The following is an 18,134-nucleotide window of genomic DNA, read 5'->3' as shown; positions in this document are numbered from 1 at the left end:
TCATGAGCTGGTAAATAACAGTTAAAAGAGTCTGTGAGTAATTGCCAACAGAAAATTTATCAAAACGATTATGTTGATTGACATGTTCAGTTTAAAAAGTTTATGAAGATTTTTGTAGCCGTCTTCACTCACCGCACTTTGGTTTTCCAGGTCTTTCCCAATTGCGGCTCTAACTTTTTTTGCAGTCGGAATAATAAACCCGGCAAGAATAATTAAAAGCAGAACCATTAAAATTTGTTTTGTTGCAAGCCAGTGGTTTGAGCTCATATTGAAAAAACCGTAAGCCGGATTGTTCACCACCAAAATAATTCCGGTAATTAAAATACCAAGAGCACCAATCATACCGAACAAATTCGCGAACGTTAGATAAAGATGAATGAATTTTTTCTCTCCGGCTTTCTTCTTATTGGAAATTACATATCCCTTTAAGAGAAAATCGGTGAGCATATTTATAAGCCATATACCAGCAAAAACGGCATGCAATTTTGAAATCAACATATAATCCATTAGCTATTCCTTTCAAGATTAACTAGGGTAAATATAATAAAAAGTGTCATTGAATGAATTTATGGATGAAGAGAACAGACTTGAAAAAAACTATTCAACTTTTCGGTTACCAAAATTTATTTGATAGCTGAATTTGGAATCAAACTAGCTTTAGTCTTTCTAAAGCTTCGTCAAATTCAATTAGCAATTTTTCCATCAATTCCTTAACCGGAATAATTTCTCTAATCAATCCGGCGCCTTGACCCGCTTCCATCATCCCATTCGATTCATCGCCTTCGAAGATGCCAAGGCGTTCCCGTTTTTCGCCGAGCAATTGTTTCAAAAGATTTTCATCCGCACCCGCTAATTCTGCTTTATTAACTTCTGCAGTAAATTCATTTTTGATCATTCGCGCGGCGCCTATTTTCTTCAAAACCAAAATTGTATCGTTATCCTTTGCGTGAACAACTTTCTGTTTGTAGTTAGAGTGAGCGGATGATTCCTCAGTAACCGCAAATCGTGTTCCTATTTGAACACCTTCTGCTCCAAGAGATAAAGCTGCAAGAATTCCCCGTCCGTCGGATACTCCGCCTGCGGCAATAATTGGAATTTTCAATGCATCGGCAAGTTGAGGGATCAGGCAAAAAGTTGTAATCTCATCTGCGCCGTTATGCCCGCCGGCTTCAACACCTTCTCCGACTATTGCATCACATCCAACACTTTCCGCTTTGAGTGCAAACTTAACTGAAGGCACGACATGAACGACAGTAATATCATTCTTTTTTAACTCATCAATAAATTTTCCGGGATGACCCGCAGACGAAAAAACTATTTTGACATTTTCTTCAATAACAACCTTAATCAAATCAGCAGCATCACTTCGCAATAATGGAATGTTTACGCCGAAAGGTTTATTGGTTACTGCCTTACATTTCTGAATATGTTCACGCAAAAGATCAGGTTTCATCGAACCGGAACCGATCAATCCCAATCCGCCATTGTTTGATACTGCCGATGCAAGTTTCCAACCACTCACCCAAACCATTCCTGCCTGAATGATCGGATATGTAATTCCGAAAAGCTCCGTAATTCGATTTCTAACTTTCATTTTAATCCATTAAATGATTGTAAACTTTTTCAGCATACCCAAAATGGAAAATTCAAAAGTCAAAATCCAAGACATGTATTTAAAAGTTGTAAATCATGTGTATAGTTTGATAAACGTACACCTATTAATTAAATTGCCACCGCTTATTTTAATAAAGAGGAAAAGATTGAGAGCCGTCATTCCTGCAGCCGGATTTGGCACAAGATTAAAGCCGCATACATATTCACTTCCGAAAGTTCTACTCAATGTAGGCGGGAAGCCGATTCTTGGGCATATCATTGAAAAGCTGCTTGATGAAAAAATTAACAAAGCAACTTTTATAACCGGGTATTTGGGCGAGCAGATTGTTGAGTATGTTGAAAACAATTACCCTGCTCTTCAGGCCGACTTTGTACACCAAGAAGAGATGCTGGGACTTGGCCACGCGATACAGATTGCGGTTCCGACATTTAAGGGTGAAGACATTTTCATTATTCTCGGCGATACAATATTCGATGTTGATTTGAAACCCGTTCTTAAAAAAAAAGTAAGTTCACTTGGCGTAAAAACAGTTGATGATCCTTCCCGTTTTGGTGTTGCTGTTTGCGAAGACGGAAAAATTATTAGACTAGTTGAAAAACCGAAAGAATTGATTTCCAAACTTGCTCTTGTCGGTTTGTATTACATCGCGAATACAAAATTATTAGTGGACTCATTAAACGAGCTTTTTTCGAAGAATATTAAAACAAAGGACGAATACCAGCTTACGGATGCACTTCAAATTATGATAGAGAAAGGGGAACAGATTACTACATTTCCGGTTGAAGGTTGGTACGATTGCGGAAAACCCGAAACGCTCCTATCCACGAATCAATATTTATTGACTAAACGTGGAACGAATCGGATGATAGATAATGTTGTTATAAACGATCCGGTATTTATAGCCGAGAGTGCAAATGTTAAAAACTCTGTGATCGGACCATACACAACAATTTCTGAAAATTGTGAAATTTGCGACGCGATCATTCGTAACTCGATTGTTAGTCCCGGCGCAAAGATTGGGAGAGTTATTTTAGAAGACTCTATAATTGGAAGCAATGCGATTGTAAATAGTAATTATAAAAAATTGAATACCGGTGATTCATCCGAAATAGAATTTAATTAAAACTAAATAGAGGAATAAATGTCTTACCTATTTACATCCGAATCCGTTTCTGAAGGGCATCCCGATAAAGTTTGCGATGCGATTTCCGACGGTGTATTAGATGCAATCTTTACCAAAGATCCTAAAGCCCGTGTAGCGTGCGAAACCTTTGTTACTACAGGACTAGTTGTAGTAGGCGGCGAAGTTACAACAAACGCTTACGTTGACGTTCAGGAAGTTGTTAGAACTACAATTCGGAAAATTGGTTATACAAAAGCCGAATATAAATTTGATGCTGATTCATGCGGTATATTAAATGCGATCCACTCTCAATCCCCGGATATTGCAATGGGTGTTGATACCGGCGGCGCCGGCGACCAAGGAATTATGTTTGGATTTGCTTGTGATCAAACGCCGGAATATATGCCCATGCCAATAGTATATGCGCATAAACTTATGAAACGTCTTGCTGATATTCGTAAGAAAAATTTAAAATTGATGCCGTATTTAAGACCTGATTCTAAATCTCAAGTAACAATTGAATACGATGATAATCATAAACCATTACGAGTTGACGCTGTTGTTATTTCAACTCAGCATGACGGAGATGTGAGCCAGAGAAAAATTAAAGATGATGTCATTAAACACGTTATTAAAAAAGTTATACCTGGAAAATATTTAGACAGCAAAACGAAATATTTTGTAAATCCGACCGGAAGATTTGAAATTGGGGGACCTCATGGTGACAGCGGTTTGACCGGCAGAAAAATTATTGTTGATACTTACGGCGGATGGGCTCCACACGGAGGCGGCGCATTCTCCGGTAAAGATCCTTCAAAAGTTGATCGAAGCGCTACATACGCAGCCAGACATATTGCAAAGAATGTTGTTGCAGCCCGTCTTGCAAAAGAATGTCTTGTTCAAGTCGCTTATGCAATTGGTGTTGCAGAACCGGTTTCAATTTTTGTCGATACAAGGGGCACGGGAAAAATTTCCGACAAACAAATTGCGAACATGATAAAAAAAGAAGTTGATTTAACACCGCGCGGAATTATTGAGCGTCTTAAACTTCGAAGACCAATCTATCAAAAAACATCTGCGTACGGTCACTTTGGACGTAATGATAAAGATTTCACTTGGGAACAATTAGATCTTGTGCCTACGTTCAAAAAATATTTATAATAAAAAAAGGGAACAAAATGAGTCAAGCAGCGGAAACGAAGTCTTTAAATTATAAAGTAAAAGATATTTCACTGGCAGAATGGGGAAGAAAAGAAATTCAATTAGCAGAAGCAGAAATGCCGGGACTAATGTCGTTAAGAAAACAATACGGTAAAATAAAGCCTCTCAAAAATGCAAGAATTGCCGGCTGTCTCCATATGACAATTCAAACCGCAGTTCTGATAGAAACATTAATTGAACTGGGTGCTGAAGTTCAGTGGTCTTCTTGCAATATATTTTCAACTCAAGATCATGCAGCTGCCGCAATTGCCGCTGCGGGTGTTCCGGTATTTGCTTGGAAAGGAATGAGTCTTGAAGAATTTGATTGGTGCATAGAACAAACATTATTTTTTGGCGATGATAAAAAACCATTAAACATGATTCTAGATGACGGCGGTGATTTAACAAATATGGTTCTCGATAAATTTCCGGAACTTGTCGGCGGCATCAAAGGAATTTCTGAAGAGACTACAACCGGTGTTCATCGTTTATACGATAGAGTAAAAGAGGGAACTCTTCCAATTCCTGCGTTCAACGTTAATGACTCGGTTACAAAATCAAAATTTGATAACAAGTATGGCTGCCGTGAATCATTGGTTGATGCAATCCGCAGAGCAACCGATCTTATGATGGCTGGGAAAGTTGCAGTAGTTGCCGGTTATGGCGATGTTGGAAAAGGTTCCGCTCAATCATTAAGAAGTGCGGGCGTGCGCGTAATTGTTACTGAAATTGATCCGATCTGTGCTTTGCAGGCAGCGATGGATGGTTATGAGGTTAAGAAAATTAAAAATGCAATCCCGCGTGCACAATTGATTGTTACCGCTACAGGCAATGTTGATATTATTACCGAAGAACATTTCCGGTTGATGAAAGATAAAACGGTTGTTTGCAATATCGGTCATTTCGATAATGAAATTGATATGGCCTGGTTGAATGGAAATTATGGAAAGACAAAAGACACTATCAAACCGCAGGTGGATAAATACACAATTGATGGAAAAGATATAATTGTTCTAGCCGAAGGAAGATTAGTTAACCTTGGCTGTGCAACAGGTCATCCTTCTTTTGTAATGTCTAATTCATTTACAAATCAAGTCCTTGCTCAACTCGAGCTCTGGAATAATTCCGATAAGTACGAGCATAAAGTTTATATGCTTCCTAAACATCTTGATGAACAAGTTGCAAGATTGCATTTGGATAAAATAGGTGTTGAGTTAGATGTTCTGAATGAGAAGCAGGCAAACTATATTGGAGTAAAAGTTGAAGGTCCTTATAAAGCTGATTATTACAGATACTAGGAAATAGTGTAGAGATGAAAATAAAAAACCTCCGCGTGAAGCGGAGGTTTTTTTGTATTAAGTAGTAGCAAAATTCTGAGAAGCACTTGATCCTAAAAAGTATTTACCTCTCAATTTCAACAAATCAAAAAGTGCATTTAGGAGGGTGTGAATATCCGATGGTTTGCTCAAATAAATATCACAGCCTGCGTCAAGTGCATTTATTCTGTCTTTATTAAAAGCATGGGCTGTGTAGCAAATCACCGGAATCTGTGAGTAATCCGGATTGCTCTTCATCTCTCTCGTTAAGTCGAGACCGTTTTTATCTCCCTTGATAGAAATATCCATCAAGATGATATCGTATTTTTCTCTACCCATTAAATCATAGAAAGACTCAGAGGAATCACAAATATCAACTATGAAATATTTCTTGAGAAATAGTTGAAGAAATTTTTGGTTCTCGAAATCATCTTCAGTAATAAGAAGTTTCGGTTTTATGTCCGTGGTGTTCCCCATCTTTTTTCTCCATTCAAGATTACTGTGAAAGTTGTTCCGTGATTTATTTCACTTTTTACTTTTATTTTAGCTTTGTTAATATCTATAAAGCTTTTAATCATGGAAAGACCCAGACCGGTACCGTCGTAACGTCTGGTATATCCCATTTCCTCTTGAGTAAAAGGAATAAATAGCTTGTCAATATATTCTTTTGATATTCCTTTCCCCGAATCTGAAACATCAACACAAACAGATGGACCGCTCTGGTAAATGTTCACTTTGATCCATCCTTTATCTGTGTATTTAATTGCATTATCAAACAAATTCATAAAAATTTGAGCTAATGCGTAATGATCCACAATTACTGAAACTTCTTCATTGATTGAATTGGTTAATTCTAAAGAGAGATTTTTTTCTTCCGCCATCGACAAGAATTCATTTTGAAGAGTCTTCAATAGCGAATGAAGATCTACCAATTCAAAGCGGGCATCATACCTGCCGGTTTGAAGCTGGGATACATTAAGCAGAAGATCAAAAGTTCTGTAGAGACGTTTGCTGTTATTCTTCATCGAACGCAGAATATTCGTATACTCATCCTTCTTCTCATCTTTTAATTCATCTGCTAATAAATCCGAATAGCCAACTATAACATTTAAAGGAGATCGAATTTCATGAGAGATTTGTGCGAGGAAAAATTCTTTCATCCGTTTGGCGTCTTCAGCTCTTATCAATGCTTCCTTAAGATCGCGTTCGGTATTTTTTAGATCGGTAATATCACGTCCGTAAACCTGGCAGACCTGAAATTTTGAGACACCTTCAATAATGAATTGAAAATATCTTCCGCCTAAGAGTGCAGTATCGCTGATTGTAAGGTTATTTGAAATAACTTCTTTTATATCGTGATCGTTTACAAATGGGAGTACTTTTTGAGCTTGGTCTCCCACAAGATTCTTACCCGGTAAAATATTGTGTGCGGAATTGTTTGCAAGTATAATTAATCCACTCGGGTCAAATCTGAAAACCGGGTCGGGGGAAAGTGATGCGAAAAGAGCCATCAGTTCAGCTTGTTCCAGCTTTAGGTTTTTTTCTTCTTCAAGGTGCTTCTTCTTCATTGGTATAATTATATAGCGGTAATAAATAAACGTTACCGCCATAACAATTATTATCATCAATAACGAAAGCAAAAGCGGATTCTCTATACTAAACAGAGACTCCGGTTTTATCGCTTTCGGTATAGACTGAAAAGAAGAGTCCAAAGATGATCTGGACGATTGTTGTAAGTATATAAAAAGCAAAGGCATCAGCAAACCCGAATAAAAGATTTGAAAATTTTGCAATATTTGTGAATTCAAAAGAGAGAAAAACAACAAGAAACAAACTTAACCTACCAGTCGAAACATAGTTAGTAATTAAATTTTTGAGAATGATCAATGTAATGCCTACTTCCAATAATATTCGGACCAATGTTATCTCATTTCCCTTAAGATGTAATATGGTTGGTGAGAACAAAGCCGGAGTAATTAAAAGAACCCAGATCCAATACTTTCTAAGTAATTTTTTTTCGATTAATGAAAGTAGTAAACAGTAATCAAGCAAAATTGAAATTTGACTTTGCAGTGGGGATTTTAAAACAAAAAAAAACAATAAGTTGATAGGATCCATGAATGCTAAGATTAAAAAATAAAGGAAATACTTTCCTTTAAATTGTTTAAACGGCGGTAGGAGCCAGACAATTATACTTGTAAAAAACAGTACTTTCGAAACGTCAACCGTCGTCATTCGTTAGGACACCATGGTGGACAGTCCATTGCTCTTTCAAGCGTTGCATCACCATAAGATAACGAAATTACAGAAGCTCGTACTTCTACCGTAATAAGGTCTGAAGCAGTTGCAGAAGTACTCATTGTATTTGCACCTAATTCAGAAGTCCCATGCTTACCCGTTTTTTTAGCTTTTAATAAATCTCGTATCATGCTTTTACTGAACATATACATTTTTTCATCTCTACCCATATCAACACGTTCTCTGGATAAAAAGTCCCTCTTTTCGTTTCGTATAACAACCTGGTTATTTTTTACAGTTATTAAGATATAATCTTTTCCTTTATCAAGTGCGGCTTGCAAATCAGCTACGCTTATTGTAAGCGAACCGATAACTTTACCGAATAAGATATTCGCTTCTCTTTTATCGAACATTGCTCCAATTACGCCTAATTTGCCTTGTGCGTTAGAAACTGAAGAGAACAGTATTAATAGAAGTAAAAGAGGGATAAATGACAATAATAATTTTTTCATACAATCTCCTGGCTGTTATTTTTGACATTCGCCATAATTACCCAATTATAGCGTTTATAATATATAGATTTACCACCATTCAACAAATTATTTTTTAAAAAAAACCGGGAATTTGAGCTTTACAGTAGGGGCATCTATTCTCTGTCACATTATTGGTTAATATTGAGTGCCAATCCCGGGTAATTAGAGCTTTCCCGCAACTTTGGCAATACGTGGTTTGTGCTCTCTTATCATGAATGTTTCCGACATAACAATATTTAATCCCGATATTTGAAGCGATCTTTCTTGCGTTTAATAATGTTGCCGCCGGAGTATTTTTTTTTTCAATCATTTTAAAATCGGGATGGAACGCTGTGAAGTGAATCGGAACTTCATCTCCGAGATTATTTAGAATCCATTCGCACATTAATTTAGTTTCTTCTTCAGAATCGTTTTCTCCGGGAATCATTAAATTGGTTATTTCAAACCATACATTTGTTTCGTTTTTAAGCCAGACTAGAGTATCTAAAACATCGGAGAGATGTGAGAAAGTTAACTTGTGATAAAAATTTTCTGAGAATGCTTTCAGATCAACATTAGCGGCATCAATATATTTATAAACATCTTTCCGAGCTTCTTTATCAATGTAACCGGCGGTTACCATTACTGATTTAATTCCTTCTTCACGAGCAAGTTTTGAAATATCAATAACGTACTCGCCAAAAATTACCGGGTCATTATATGTGTAAGCTATTGAAGGGACTTTGTGTTTTTTAGCAAGGGCTACAACATCTTCAGGAGATGCAGTGAGTGAGCGGACACTATCCAATTTTGATTTAGAGATCGACCAGTTCTGACAGAATTTGCAGCCGAGATTACAGCCTGCAGTTCCAAAACTTAATATTTCTGTACCGGGCAGAAAATGGTTAAGAGGTTTCTTCTCAATCGGATCGATTGCAAATCCTGTAGGTTTGCCATAACCGATTGAGTAAAGTTTGCCGTCAATATTTTGGCGGATGAAACAAAAACCAGCTTGTCCTTCACCGATTGTGCAATAACGCGGGCAAAGTGTGCAAAGAATTTTTCCATTATCTGCTTCTTTCCACCAAAGTGCGGAATGATATTTTTCTGTTTGTAAATCCATAACACATCCAATCAAAAAATTCCATCAAATTACTTCGAATCGAATCCAGTTTTCACGTACATTTTTAATCTTAAGTCCGCCTTCTGTAAATATAACTAAATCGCCAGGTGCAACAATCTTTTCTTCAAGAATTTGTTTGCGGACAATCTCAGCGGCTATGTTTCTGTTGCTAATATCTTCACAATACAAAGAGAGCACTCCCCATTTTAAAGAGAGTTTATTCATTGTATCAAAACTATCCGACACGGCAATAATAATTGAGTGCGGTCTAAATTTCGAAAGACTATTTGGAGTATTCCCTTTAGCTGTAAATGCAACAATAGCCGTTGCATTAATTTGTTTGGAAATCGAACAGATTCCTTTGTTCATGGAATCGAATAGATTTGCCTCAATAAATTCGGGTTGAGCAAAATTTATTTCTCTATCAAATTCGTAAGCGCGTTCGGCGTTAAGAATTATTTCTCCCATTAATTTTACAGCTTGCATTGGAAATTTTCCGACGGATGTTTCAGCACTGAGCATTACAACATCGGTTCCATCCCAAACCGCATTCGCTACATCGGATGCTTCGGCTCTGGTCGGAACGGGATTACTCACCATCGATTCAAGCATCTGAGTCGCGGTTATAACAAGTTTTCCTAACTCGTTACATCTTTTAATAATTCTTTTTTGAATAATCGGAACATCATATGGTTTTAACTCAACACCAAGATCGCCCCTTGCAACCATTATTCCGTCAGCGGCAATTAGAATACTTTCAAAATTTGTTACTGCTTCCGGCTTTTCGATTTTTGCTATTATCGGTTTATCGAAACCGCGGTCTTTTAACCACTTCCTCAAATCATAAATATCCGATGCGTTTCTAACGAAAGAGAGAGCAATAAAATCAACACGATGCTTCAAAGCGAATTCAAGATTGACTAAATCTAGTTCGGTGACGGATGGAGAACTGAGTTTCATACCGGGAAGATTCATTCCCTTTTTGGGCTTTAAGATTCCGCCGTTAACTACTTCGCATATTACAGATGTTTTGGTTTTCGAAATAACTTTTAAATTAATCAGACCGTCATCAATTAAAATTCTATCTCCTATTTCCGCATCCGTCGGCAGTGGTAAATATGAAGTAGAAATCTTTTGCGCCGTTCCAATTACTTTTTCATTTGTTATTTCAATTTTGTTTCCGTCGAATATTTCTATCTCCGGTTTTTCTAACTCACCGATTCTAATTTTAGGTCCTTGTAAATCAATAAGAATAGGAATTGGAAGTGATTTTGAAATGCATAATTCATTTATAGAATTAAAAACCTTTTCGAAATATTCCAGATTACCGTGAGAAAAATTAAGTCTGAACGCGTTACATCCGGCATCTATTAATGCTTCTAATTTTTCCATTGAATCCGTCGCCGGTCCAATGGTAGCAAGTATTTTCGTCTTTGCGAATTTTGTTATCATTTTTTCTTTTTACTCTTGAGTGATTTTGACTCGCCGTTTTCTTTTGCGTTGGAATTATTTTTTTTCTTCTCGGCAGGACGTAATCTTTTTCTCATTGATGTAAGTTCTTTTTCAACTTCGCCAAAGACGGTATTCGGTTCATACTTACCATTCTTCAATTTTGTGCCCGCGCGAATTCCTGTTAATATTTCAACAGCTTCTTCAACTTTTCTTACGGCATAGATATGGAATTTATTTTTTTTCACCGCATCAACCACTTCATCATCGAGCATTAAATCTTTAACATTCTGTGCGGGAATTACCACGCCTTGTTTACCGGTTAATCCTTTCGATTTGCAGACATCGAAAAATCCTTCAACCTTTTCATTCACACCACCGATCGGTTGAATTTCTCCTTTTTGATTTACAGATCCCGTAATTGCAAAAGATTGCTTGAGCGGAATATTGGAAAGGGCGGAAAGAAGAGCGCAGATTTCTGTAATTGATGCGCTGTCTCCGTCAATCATTCCATATCCTTGTTCAAAAACCAAACTTGCCGTAAATGAAAGAGGAATGCGTGTACCGAAATTTTCTCTGAAGTAGCCGGAAATTATTAACACACCTTTGTTGTGAGTGTTTCCGCTTAATCCGGATTCCCGTTCAACATTTATAATATTTCCGGTACCAAGTGAAACAGACGCAGTAATTCGTGTTGGTTTTCCAAATGCAAATTTTCCGCTTTCGTAAACAGCGAGTCCATTGATTGTTCCCACACGCATTCCATCTGTATCTATGAGTATTGTTCCATCATTAATCATTTCAGAAAGTTTGGATTCATAAAGCCCGTGCCGTTCTTTTGAGGAATTGAATGCTTCATCAACATGAAAACTTGATACCATTTTTTGTTTGTTGTCGCGCGCCCAAAAACAAGCTTCGCGTACTAGATCCGCGATGTATGCAAAACGAGTAGTCAGTTTATTTTTCTCACCTGCATAACGAGCGCCATATTCAATAATTTTTGCTATTGCAGATTTATCGAACTCTAAGAGTTTTTCCATCTGAATTAATTTCTTAATGACCATCGCGTATTCGGTCATAGTAGATTCCGAACGTTTCATCTCATAATCAAAATCGGCTTTAACCTTAAAAATTTTATTAAAGTCATCTTCGTACGAAGAGAGCATTGAATAGATATAACTGTTTCCAATCAATATTACTTTTGTGTCAACGTCAATCGGTTCCGGTTTTAATATGCTGGGTGATAGTTGATAAAGATTGGCAACGTCTTGGATTTCTAATTGTCCAAATAGTAAAACGCGTTTGAGAGTTTTCCAAACGCCCGGTTCTCCAAAAGCGTCCATAGCATTGATAATTATATATCCGCCGTTCGCACGAAGTAAGGAACCGGCTTTTATTTTTGTGAAGTCTGCGTACCAGCCGCCTTTTCCGTCACTATACTTTTCAATTGTTCCGAATAAGTTATTATATGTTGGCGATGTTTCAACAATTACCGGACATTTTTTTGTACGAGAATTATCGAGTATGATATTGAGCTCGTACTCTTTCAGATAATCAATTATAACTCCGCCGTCGGCTTCCTCGCGAGCCGGTTTCTGTCCTTTAAATACATCCAGATTAATAAGAATACTTTCGTGAACCTGGTCTAAATAATCCTTAACGGAATGAATTTTATATTTCTTCTTCAATTCCTCAAGTGTGAGTGCTATAAATTCATTAACAAACTCACCCTCAAGTTTTGCTACTCTTTCTTGGAAGTCCTGTGTGAGTTTTAAACTTTCTCTGAAAACTCTCTGAAGTTCATCCTGATAAGAAGCATATTTTGTAACAATCTCTTCTGCTTTTTCTTTTGTGATTTTTTCCGTGTGAATTAGTTCATCGAGCTGTTGAACAAAAACGGGCTGTTCATCAACCAGAGCTAAGATTTCGGGACGGGCAAGTTCACCCACTTTAACTTGACCGAGAGTGAATTTATCTTTTTTAAGTTTTTCTTCGAACTCCGTCATCATCCTCTGTTGTATTTTGCCGAATTCAGAGAATATTTGTTTCTTCTGTTTCGCAAATGGCTCGGCGGAGAGCAACTGCGGAATTTTTTCTTGTAAAAATTTAATTGAGCGCGATAAATCTTTTTTGAATTTGTTCGCCTGTCCGGCTGGAAACTGCAGCAGCATTGGTCTGTCTTCATCTTTAAAATTATTTACATATGCGTAATCATAAAGATTAGAACAATCCGGTGTTATTGATTCCAGCATCTGTTTTATTGCAGTGAATTTACCCGTGCCTGAAAGACCGGTAATAAAAATATTGTAGCCTGGGCTTTTCAATTCAACACCGAGCCGTAAGGCTTTCAACGCGCGTTCCTGTCCTACTATTCCCTCGATCGGTTTAACATTTTTTGTATTCTCAAAATCAAATACATCGGTATCGCAAGTCCATTTTAATTCTTCTGATTTTAACTCGTTCAAATTGCGGGCTTTAAGAAGTGTCATAAATAATTTCCTAGAATTAGTTGATGGAAATCCGTTTCTAAAATAATATAAAATTTATGAAAGGTGTAGGGATAACGGAAACAAATTGATTCGCCAGATTAATTTGATTTTATCGTTGCTGTAAGTTCTTGTATGCAATTTGAAGTGAAAGGTTTTATGTTTAGCTAGTTGTTTTTACGAAAAACCTTTTCCCTCGCGAGATAGAGAGAAAGGGATAACTGTATTTTAAAGAAAGAAAAAATGAAATCACCTGCTGAAATTATTATTGATTCGCTTCAATCTCTTAATGAATTAAAAGCAAAAATTATTGCCGGAACACCAAGAGAAAAAATCTATGTCTCGCCGTTTGCCGGCTCATCAAGATCTCTTTTTATAAAATCAATTTCTGAAAAAGCGAAGCAGATAGTCCTTTTGTGTCCGAGCATTCAATCCGTAAATGAAACAAAAGTTGAATTGAGCATTCTTGGCTTTGAAAATCTTGTTGTTGGCATTGATGATTTGAGTGCGGAAGTATTACAAGAAAAGCTAACTGATTTAAATGTACGGCAACACTTTATATTGGTCTCAACTTACGATCTGTTGAAAATAAAATTACCGTCGAAGAACGCGATAGATAAAAACACAACAAAAATTGAAATCGGCGGCAACTTAACGTACGATGACCTCATCGATTACTTTAATACAATTAATTACAACCGCGATAAGTATGTAGAAAATCCGGGCGATTTTGCAGTGCGCGGCTCAATAATTGATTTATGGTCTTACAGCGAAAAGCAGCCATGCCGGCTTGAATACGACGGTGATTTTCTTGAATCAATTCGGCACTTCGATCCGGAAACACAGCGCTCGCTCGATAAACTTACGTCGGTTACGGTGGCAGCTTCAATTATATCCGAAGAAGAAAATTCAAGCGATATTTTTGATTATCTCGACAATCCATTCGTCTTCGCTTCCAATTATGAATTGCAAAATCTTTTTGTAGAGAAAATCTCCGATGAAGTAGAAACAATCGAAGAAGAAATTGATGAAGATCTGAAAGAAGAGCTTTACGAAAATGATGAAAGGGAAAAGAGAAAAGAAGGAAAGAAGGAAGAAAGAAAAGAAGGAAAGAATAATTTATTAGAATCATTATTCGAGAAAAACGCGCGATGGTTGATAGAAGATGCAATTGGTCAATATGATGAACGGATAGAACTTCATTTAACTGAAGCCCCGGTGGTTAATTCTAATTTTGAATTACTCCATAATTTTCTTCAAGAATACGCAAACAAAAATTATCAAGTGATTATTGCAGTTGAAAACGAACTGCAAAGCTCACGTCTATATGAACTGCTCTCGGAATTTAAACCGGCTAATGCACCGGATAACAAAGCACTTACAGAACTTTTTGAATCGGGCAAAATTAAAATTGTAGAACTTGCTGTTAAGAATGGATTTATAGCAAAGAGCAGCAATATAGTTTTATTAACCGATTATCAAATTTTTAACAAACCGTACCGGACAAAACTTTCTTCGAAAGCGAAGTATAAAAAATCACGCGTTAAAGATTTTGCGTCAATTAAGAAAGGCGATTATGTAGTTCACGTAAATTTTGGAATTGGGCAGTACGTCGGTCTTGAAACAATTAAAATTGGTGAAGTTGAACAGGAGTCAATCAAAATTTTATATGCTGAAGGCGGAGTGGTTTATGTCAATCTGAACTATCTCTCTCTTGTAAAAAAATTCTCATCACAAGATAATGCTCCGCCAAAACTTACAGTTCTCGGAGGCGGTGAGTGGAAATCCACAAAGAAAAAAGTAAAAGCGAAAATAAAAGAAGCCGCAAAAGAGCTTATTACACTTTATGCAAAACGAAAATCCGCACAGGGCTTTTCATTCAGTGCCGATTCAATTTGGCAGAAAGAACTTGAAGCGTCATTCTTTTATGAAGATACTCCGGATCAAACAAAAGTAACGGAAGAAGTAAAACGGGATATGGAAAGTGAAAATCCGATGGACCGTTTGGTATGCGGTGATGTCGGTTTTGGTAAAACAGAAATTGCAGTGCGCGCGTCGTTCAAAGCAATCAATGATGGAAAACAAGTCGCTCTTTTAGTCCCCACAACAATTCTTGCTGAGCAACATTACAACACATTTAAAGATCGGCTCACGCAATTTCCGGTTAAAGTTGAAGCTCTATCACGGTTTCAGACAAAAGCAGAGCAAAAAGAAATTTCGAAAAAACTTGAGAATGGGCAAGTTGATTTGGTAATTGGAACTCACCGGCTTCTTTCAAAAGATATTCTCTTCAAAGATTTGGGATTACTTGTCATTGATGAAGAGCATCGTTTTGGCGTGATGGCAAAAGAAAAATTGCGTTCACTAAAAGCTAATGTTGATACATTAACATTGACAGCAACGCCGATACCCCGGACCCTAAACCTTTCGCTGCTAGGCGCACGCGATCTCTCAATCATTGCAACTCCGCCGCCAAACCGCCAGTCAATCTATACTAAGGTTGATGTGTTCGATATTCACAAGGTACGGGAGTGGGTTCTGAATGAAATTAAACGTAACGGACAAATATATTTTGTTCACGACCGAGTTCAATCAATTGAAAAAATTGCTGCCTATGTTCAAAAATATATTCCGGAAATAAAAATCGGTATTGCTCACGGGCAGATGAAACCATCTGAACTAGAAAGAGTGATTCACAATTTTCTAAATAAAAATTATCACATGCTTATCTCAACAAAAATAATTGAGTCCGGACTTGATATACCGAATGTAAATACAATCATTGTTAACCGTGCGGACCGTTTTGGTCTTGCGGAACTTCATCAACTCCGCGGAAGAGTTGGGAGAAGCGACAGGCAGGCGTATGCATATTTTCTTGTTCCGTCTCTAAATTCAATTACAAAAAAAGCAGTTAAGCGTTTGCAGGCTATTGAGGAATATACAGATGTTGGCGAAGGATTTAATTTATCAATGCGTGATCTTGAAATTCGCGGAGCGGGTAATCTACTTGGAACAGAACAAAGCGGATTCATTGATTCAATCGGGTTCGATATGTACCTCAAACTTCTTGATGAAGCAGTTGAAGAATTGAAACAGGACGAGTTTAAGGAGGTCTTTAAAGATTTGCCGCGTCAGGTGGAGCGTTCCGAACCCACAATTGATACATTCTTCGAAATTGGAATTCCAAAATTATTTATGCCGGATCAAGCAGACCGGTTAAGTTTTTACACTGCACTCTTCTCAATGATAAAAATTGAAGAGCTTGACGAAATCAAAGAAGAAATGATTGACCGCTTCGGCAAGCTTCCTCCCAACATTGAACGGCTAATACTTGCGGCGACTTTAAGATTCTATGCATCCTTTGCTCTCCTTGAACGGATTATTGTTCAGTACAACCGGATCATTATTATTCTTCCTAAAAATGAAAGAGAAAATTTCTATCAGAACAGATTTGTGCCGTTGTTGACATACATCAATTCGAATTACTCAAAAGAGATTAAATTTGTTCAGGTGAAAGAAGTTCTAAAACTGGAGATGAATAACAAATTTAATTCACCGGAAGCCGCAATGAATTTCTTAATTAAATTTTGCAAAGAAGTGATCGAAGTCATTTCATAAACTTTATCAATTTATTTCTGACTATTCTTTTTTATATTAAACTAATTAATTCAGGAAAGATATATGAGACGAATGATATTCAGAACAGTGTTTGTGGTACTTGTTCTCGCATTCATTGGAATTCAATATATAGAAGTTGACCGCACTAATCCTCCGGTGAAAGCAGATCTTGAAGCTCCAATGGAAATAAAAACTATTTTTAGAACATCTTGTTATGACTGTCATTCAAATCAAACCAAGTGGCCGTGGTACAGCAAGGTCGCGCCAATTTCCTGGATGATTATAGATGATGTGAACGACGGGAGGAAACATTTAAATTTTTCTGAATGGGGAACTCTCTTAAGTGATAAACGAGAAGAGCTAAAAAAGAAAATTTGGGAAGAGATAAGCCAAGATGAAATGCCTTTGAGTAAGTATGTTTATTTACATCCGGGTGCGTCTCTGGAAATAACTCAAAAAAATTCTCTTAAGAAGTGGCTGCAAAGCGCTAATTACTGATCGTGAAAGTATCTGCCGTATATTTTTAAGTAGATCCTTCTCGAATTGTTTTTGTTGTGATTCATTAAATAAACTTAGAAAGAAAAAATGTCCCGATTAAAAATTGGAACATGCAGTTGGAAATACGATTCATGGCGCGGAATAGTTTACTCACACGAGCCTAAAATCAACTATCTCAAAGAATATTCACAGCATTTCAACACAGTTGAAATTGATCAATGGTTTTGGTCTTTGCACGGAATTAATAAGGTTACACTTCCAAAACATGACGTTGTTAAGGCATACAGAATCTCTGTACCGAATGATTTTATATTCACAATCAAAATTCCGAATAGTATTTCGTTAACCCACCTTTACAAAGCCGAAAAATCTGATTCTCTGATTCCTAATCCTCATTTTCTTTCGCATGATCTCCTTTCTGAATTTATAAATATCATCAAGCCGATGAAAGATAATCTTGGACCGTTGATGTTTCAGTTCGAGTACTTGAACAAAGATAAAATGAAATCGCAATTCGAATTCCAAGGTTTAATGCGTGAGTTTGTTAAGCAGCTTCCGGAAGGATTTGATTTTTCGATTGAGATCAGAAATCCCGACTATCTTAACGAAGACTATTTCCGTTTTATAAGGGAACATAAACTGGGGCATGTTTTTCTGCAAGGGTATTTCATGCCGTCGATATTTGATATTTACAAACGATACAAAGATTATATAAAAGATTATGTAATTATCCGGTTGCACGGAACAGACCGTCATGGAATTGAAAACCGCTCGGGCGGAGAATGGAATAAAATTCTTGATCCGAAAGATAAAGAGCTTGAACAGGTTGTCCTGATGGTTCAAGAACTTCTGGAACGGAATGTGGATGTTTATTTGAACGTGAATAATCATTATGAGGGCTCTGCGCCGTTAACAATTCAAAAAATTAATTTTCTTTTAAATAACATATAAATCGG

15 protein-coding genes are annotated in these 18,134 nt (G+C 36.9%); 6 read left to right on the top strand and 9 right to left on the bottom strand.

The genetic code is table 11. From position 1 onward, the window contains the following. Nucleotides 1–21 precede the first annotated feature (21 nt). Both NTX65_07415 and NTX65_07410 read right to left on the bottom strand, forming a co-directional pair. The gene (locus tag NTX65_07415; protein ID MCX6169149.1) at nt 22–507 is read right to left on the bottom strand and encodes a hypothetical protein; all 486 of its coding nucleotides are present in this window, start codon (nt 505–507) and stop codon (nt 22–24) included. Nucleotides 508–646: 139 nt separating this feature from the next. After that, nucleotides 647–1,594: a nitronate monooxygenase gene (locus NTX65_07410; GenBank protein MCX6169148.1), complete on the bottom strand. Its 948-nt coding sequence runs from the start codon at nt 1,592–1,594 to the stop codon at nt 647–649. Between the two features lie 166 nt (nt 1,595–1,760). On the opposite strand from NTX65_07410, the gene NTX65_07405 reads away from it, so the two are divergent. From NTX65_07405 to ahcY, 3 genes are read left to right on the top strand one after another with little or no spacing between them, the layout of a single operon-like run. Further along, nucleotides 1,761–2,738: a sugar phosphate nucleotidyltransferase gene (locus NTX65_07405; GenBank protein MCX6169147.1), complete on the top strand. Its 978-nt coding sequence runs from the start codon at nt 1,761–1,763 to the stop codon at nt 2,736–2,738. An 18-nt stretch (nt 2,739–2,756) separates the two neighbouring features. Beyond that, nucleotides 2,757–3,899, top strand: coding sequence for a methionine adenosyltransferase (gene metK / locus NTX65_07400; protein MCX6169146.1), 1,143 nt, complete (start codon nt 2,757–2,759; stop codon nt 3,897–3,899). 17 nt (nt 3,900–3,916) lie between these two features. Continuing rightward, nucleotides 3,917–5,236: an adenosylhomocysteinase gene (ahcY, locus tag NTX65_07395; protein ID MCX6169145.1), complete on the top strand. Its 1,320-nt coding sequence runs from the start codon at nt 3,917–3,919 to the stop codon at nt 5,234–5,236. 57 nt (nt 5,237–5,293) lie between these two features. Here the strand turns inward: ahcY and NTX65_07390 are convergent, their stop codons facing one another. The 7 genes from NTX65_07390 to NTX65_07360 form a co-directional block, all read right to left on the bottom strand. Then, entirely contained in the window at nt 5,294–5,731 is a 438-nt protein-coding gene (locus NTX65_07390; GenBank protein MCX6169144.1) for a response regulator, read from the bottom strand. Further along, nucleotides 5,710–6,864 carry a HAMP domain-containing sensor histidine kinase gene (locus NTX65_07385; protein ID MCX6169143.1) on the bottom strand — a complete coding sequence of 385 codons (1,155 nt, stop codon included), beginning with the start codon at nt 6,862–6,864 and terminating at the stop codon, nt 5,710–5,712. Before NTX65_07385 ends, NTX65_07390 begins: the two co-directional genes overlap by 22 nt. 46 nt (nt 6,865–6,910) lie before the next feature. Next, nucleotides 6,911–7,489, bottom strand: coding sequence for a hypothetical protein (locus tag NTX65_07380; GenBank protein ID MCX6169142.1), 579 nt, complete (start codon nt 7,487–7,489; stop codon nt 6,911–6,913). Next, nucleotides 7,486–8,004 (bottom strand): hypothetical protein, encoded by a 519-nt coding sequence (locus NTX65_07375; protein ID MCX6169141.1) that lies wholly within the window; start codon nt 8,002–8,004, stop codon nt 7,486–7,488. Before NTX65_07375 ends, NTX65_07380 begins: the two co-directional genes overlap by 4 nt. Nucleotides 8,005–8,098: 94 nt before the next feature. Then, nucleotides 8,099–9,127, bottom strand: a complete 1,029-nt coding sequence (gene amrS / locus NTX65_07370) for an AmmeMemoRadiSam system radical SAM enzyme (protein ID MCX6169140.1) — start codon at nt 9,125–9,127, stop codon at nt 8,099–8,101. 24 nt (nt 9,128–9,151) lie between these two features. Then, entirely contained in the window at nt 9,152–10,579 is a 1,428-nt protein-coding gene (gene pyk / locus NTX65_07365; GenBank protein ID MCX6169139.1) for a pyruvate kinase, read from the bottom strand. Continuing rightward, on the bottom strand, nt 10,576–13,065 hold the full coding sequence (locus NTX65_07360; GenBank protein MCX6169138.1) for an ATP-binding protein: 2,490 nt from the start codon (nt 13,063–13,065) through the stop codon (nt 10,576–10,578). Before NTX65_07360 ends, pyk begins: the two co-directional genes overlap by 4 nt. Before the next feature lie 240 nt (nt 13,066–13,305). Between NTX65_07360 and mfd the strand changes: the two genes are divergently transcribed. The 3 genes from mfd (at nt 13,306) to NTX65_07345 (ending at nt 18,129) form a co-directional block, all read left to right on the top strand. Continuing rightward, nucleotides 13,306–16,680, top strand: coding sequence for a transcription-repair coupling factor (gene mfd, locus NTX65_07355; GenBank protein ID MCX6169137.1), 3,375 nt, complete (start codon nt 13,306–13,308; stop codon nt 16,678–16,680). A 63-nt stretch (nt 16,681–16,743) separates the two neighbouring features. Continuing rightward, nucleotides 16,744–17,178, top strand: a complete 435-nt coding sequence (locus NTX65_07350) for a heme-binding domain-containing protein (protein MCX6169136.1) — start codon at nt 16,744–16,746, stop codon at nt 17,176–17,178. An 87-nt stretch (nt 17,179–17,265) separates the two neighbouring features. Further along, nucleotides 17,266–18,129, top strand: coding sequence for a DUF72 domain-containing protein (locus tag NTX65_07345; GenBank protein MCX6169135.1), 864 nt, complete (start codon nt 17,266–17,268; stop codon nt 18,127–18,129). The last annotated feature ends 5 nt before the right edge of the window (nt 18,130–18,134 follow it).

This window comes from Ignavibacteriales bacterium, from assembly GCA_026390795.1.
In the GTDB taxonomy this organism is placed as follows: Bacteria; Bacteroidota; Ignavibacteria; order Ignavibacteriales; family Melioribacteraceae; genus Fen-1258.
This window is presented reverse-complemented; position numbering and strand designations above follow the sequence as displayed.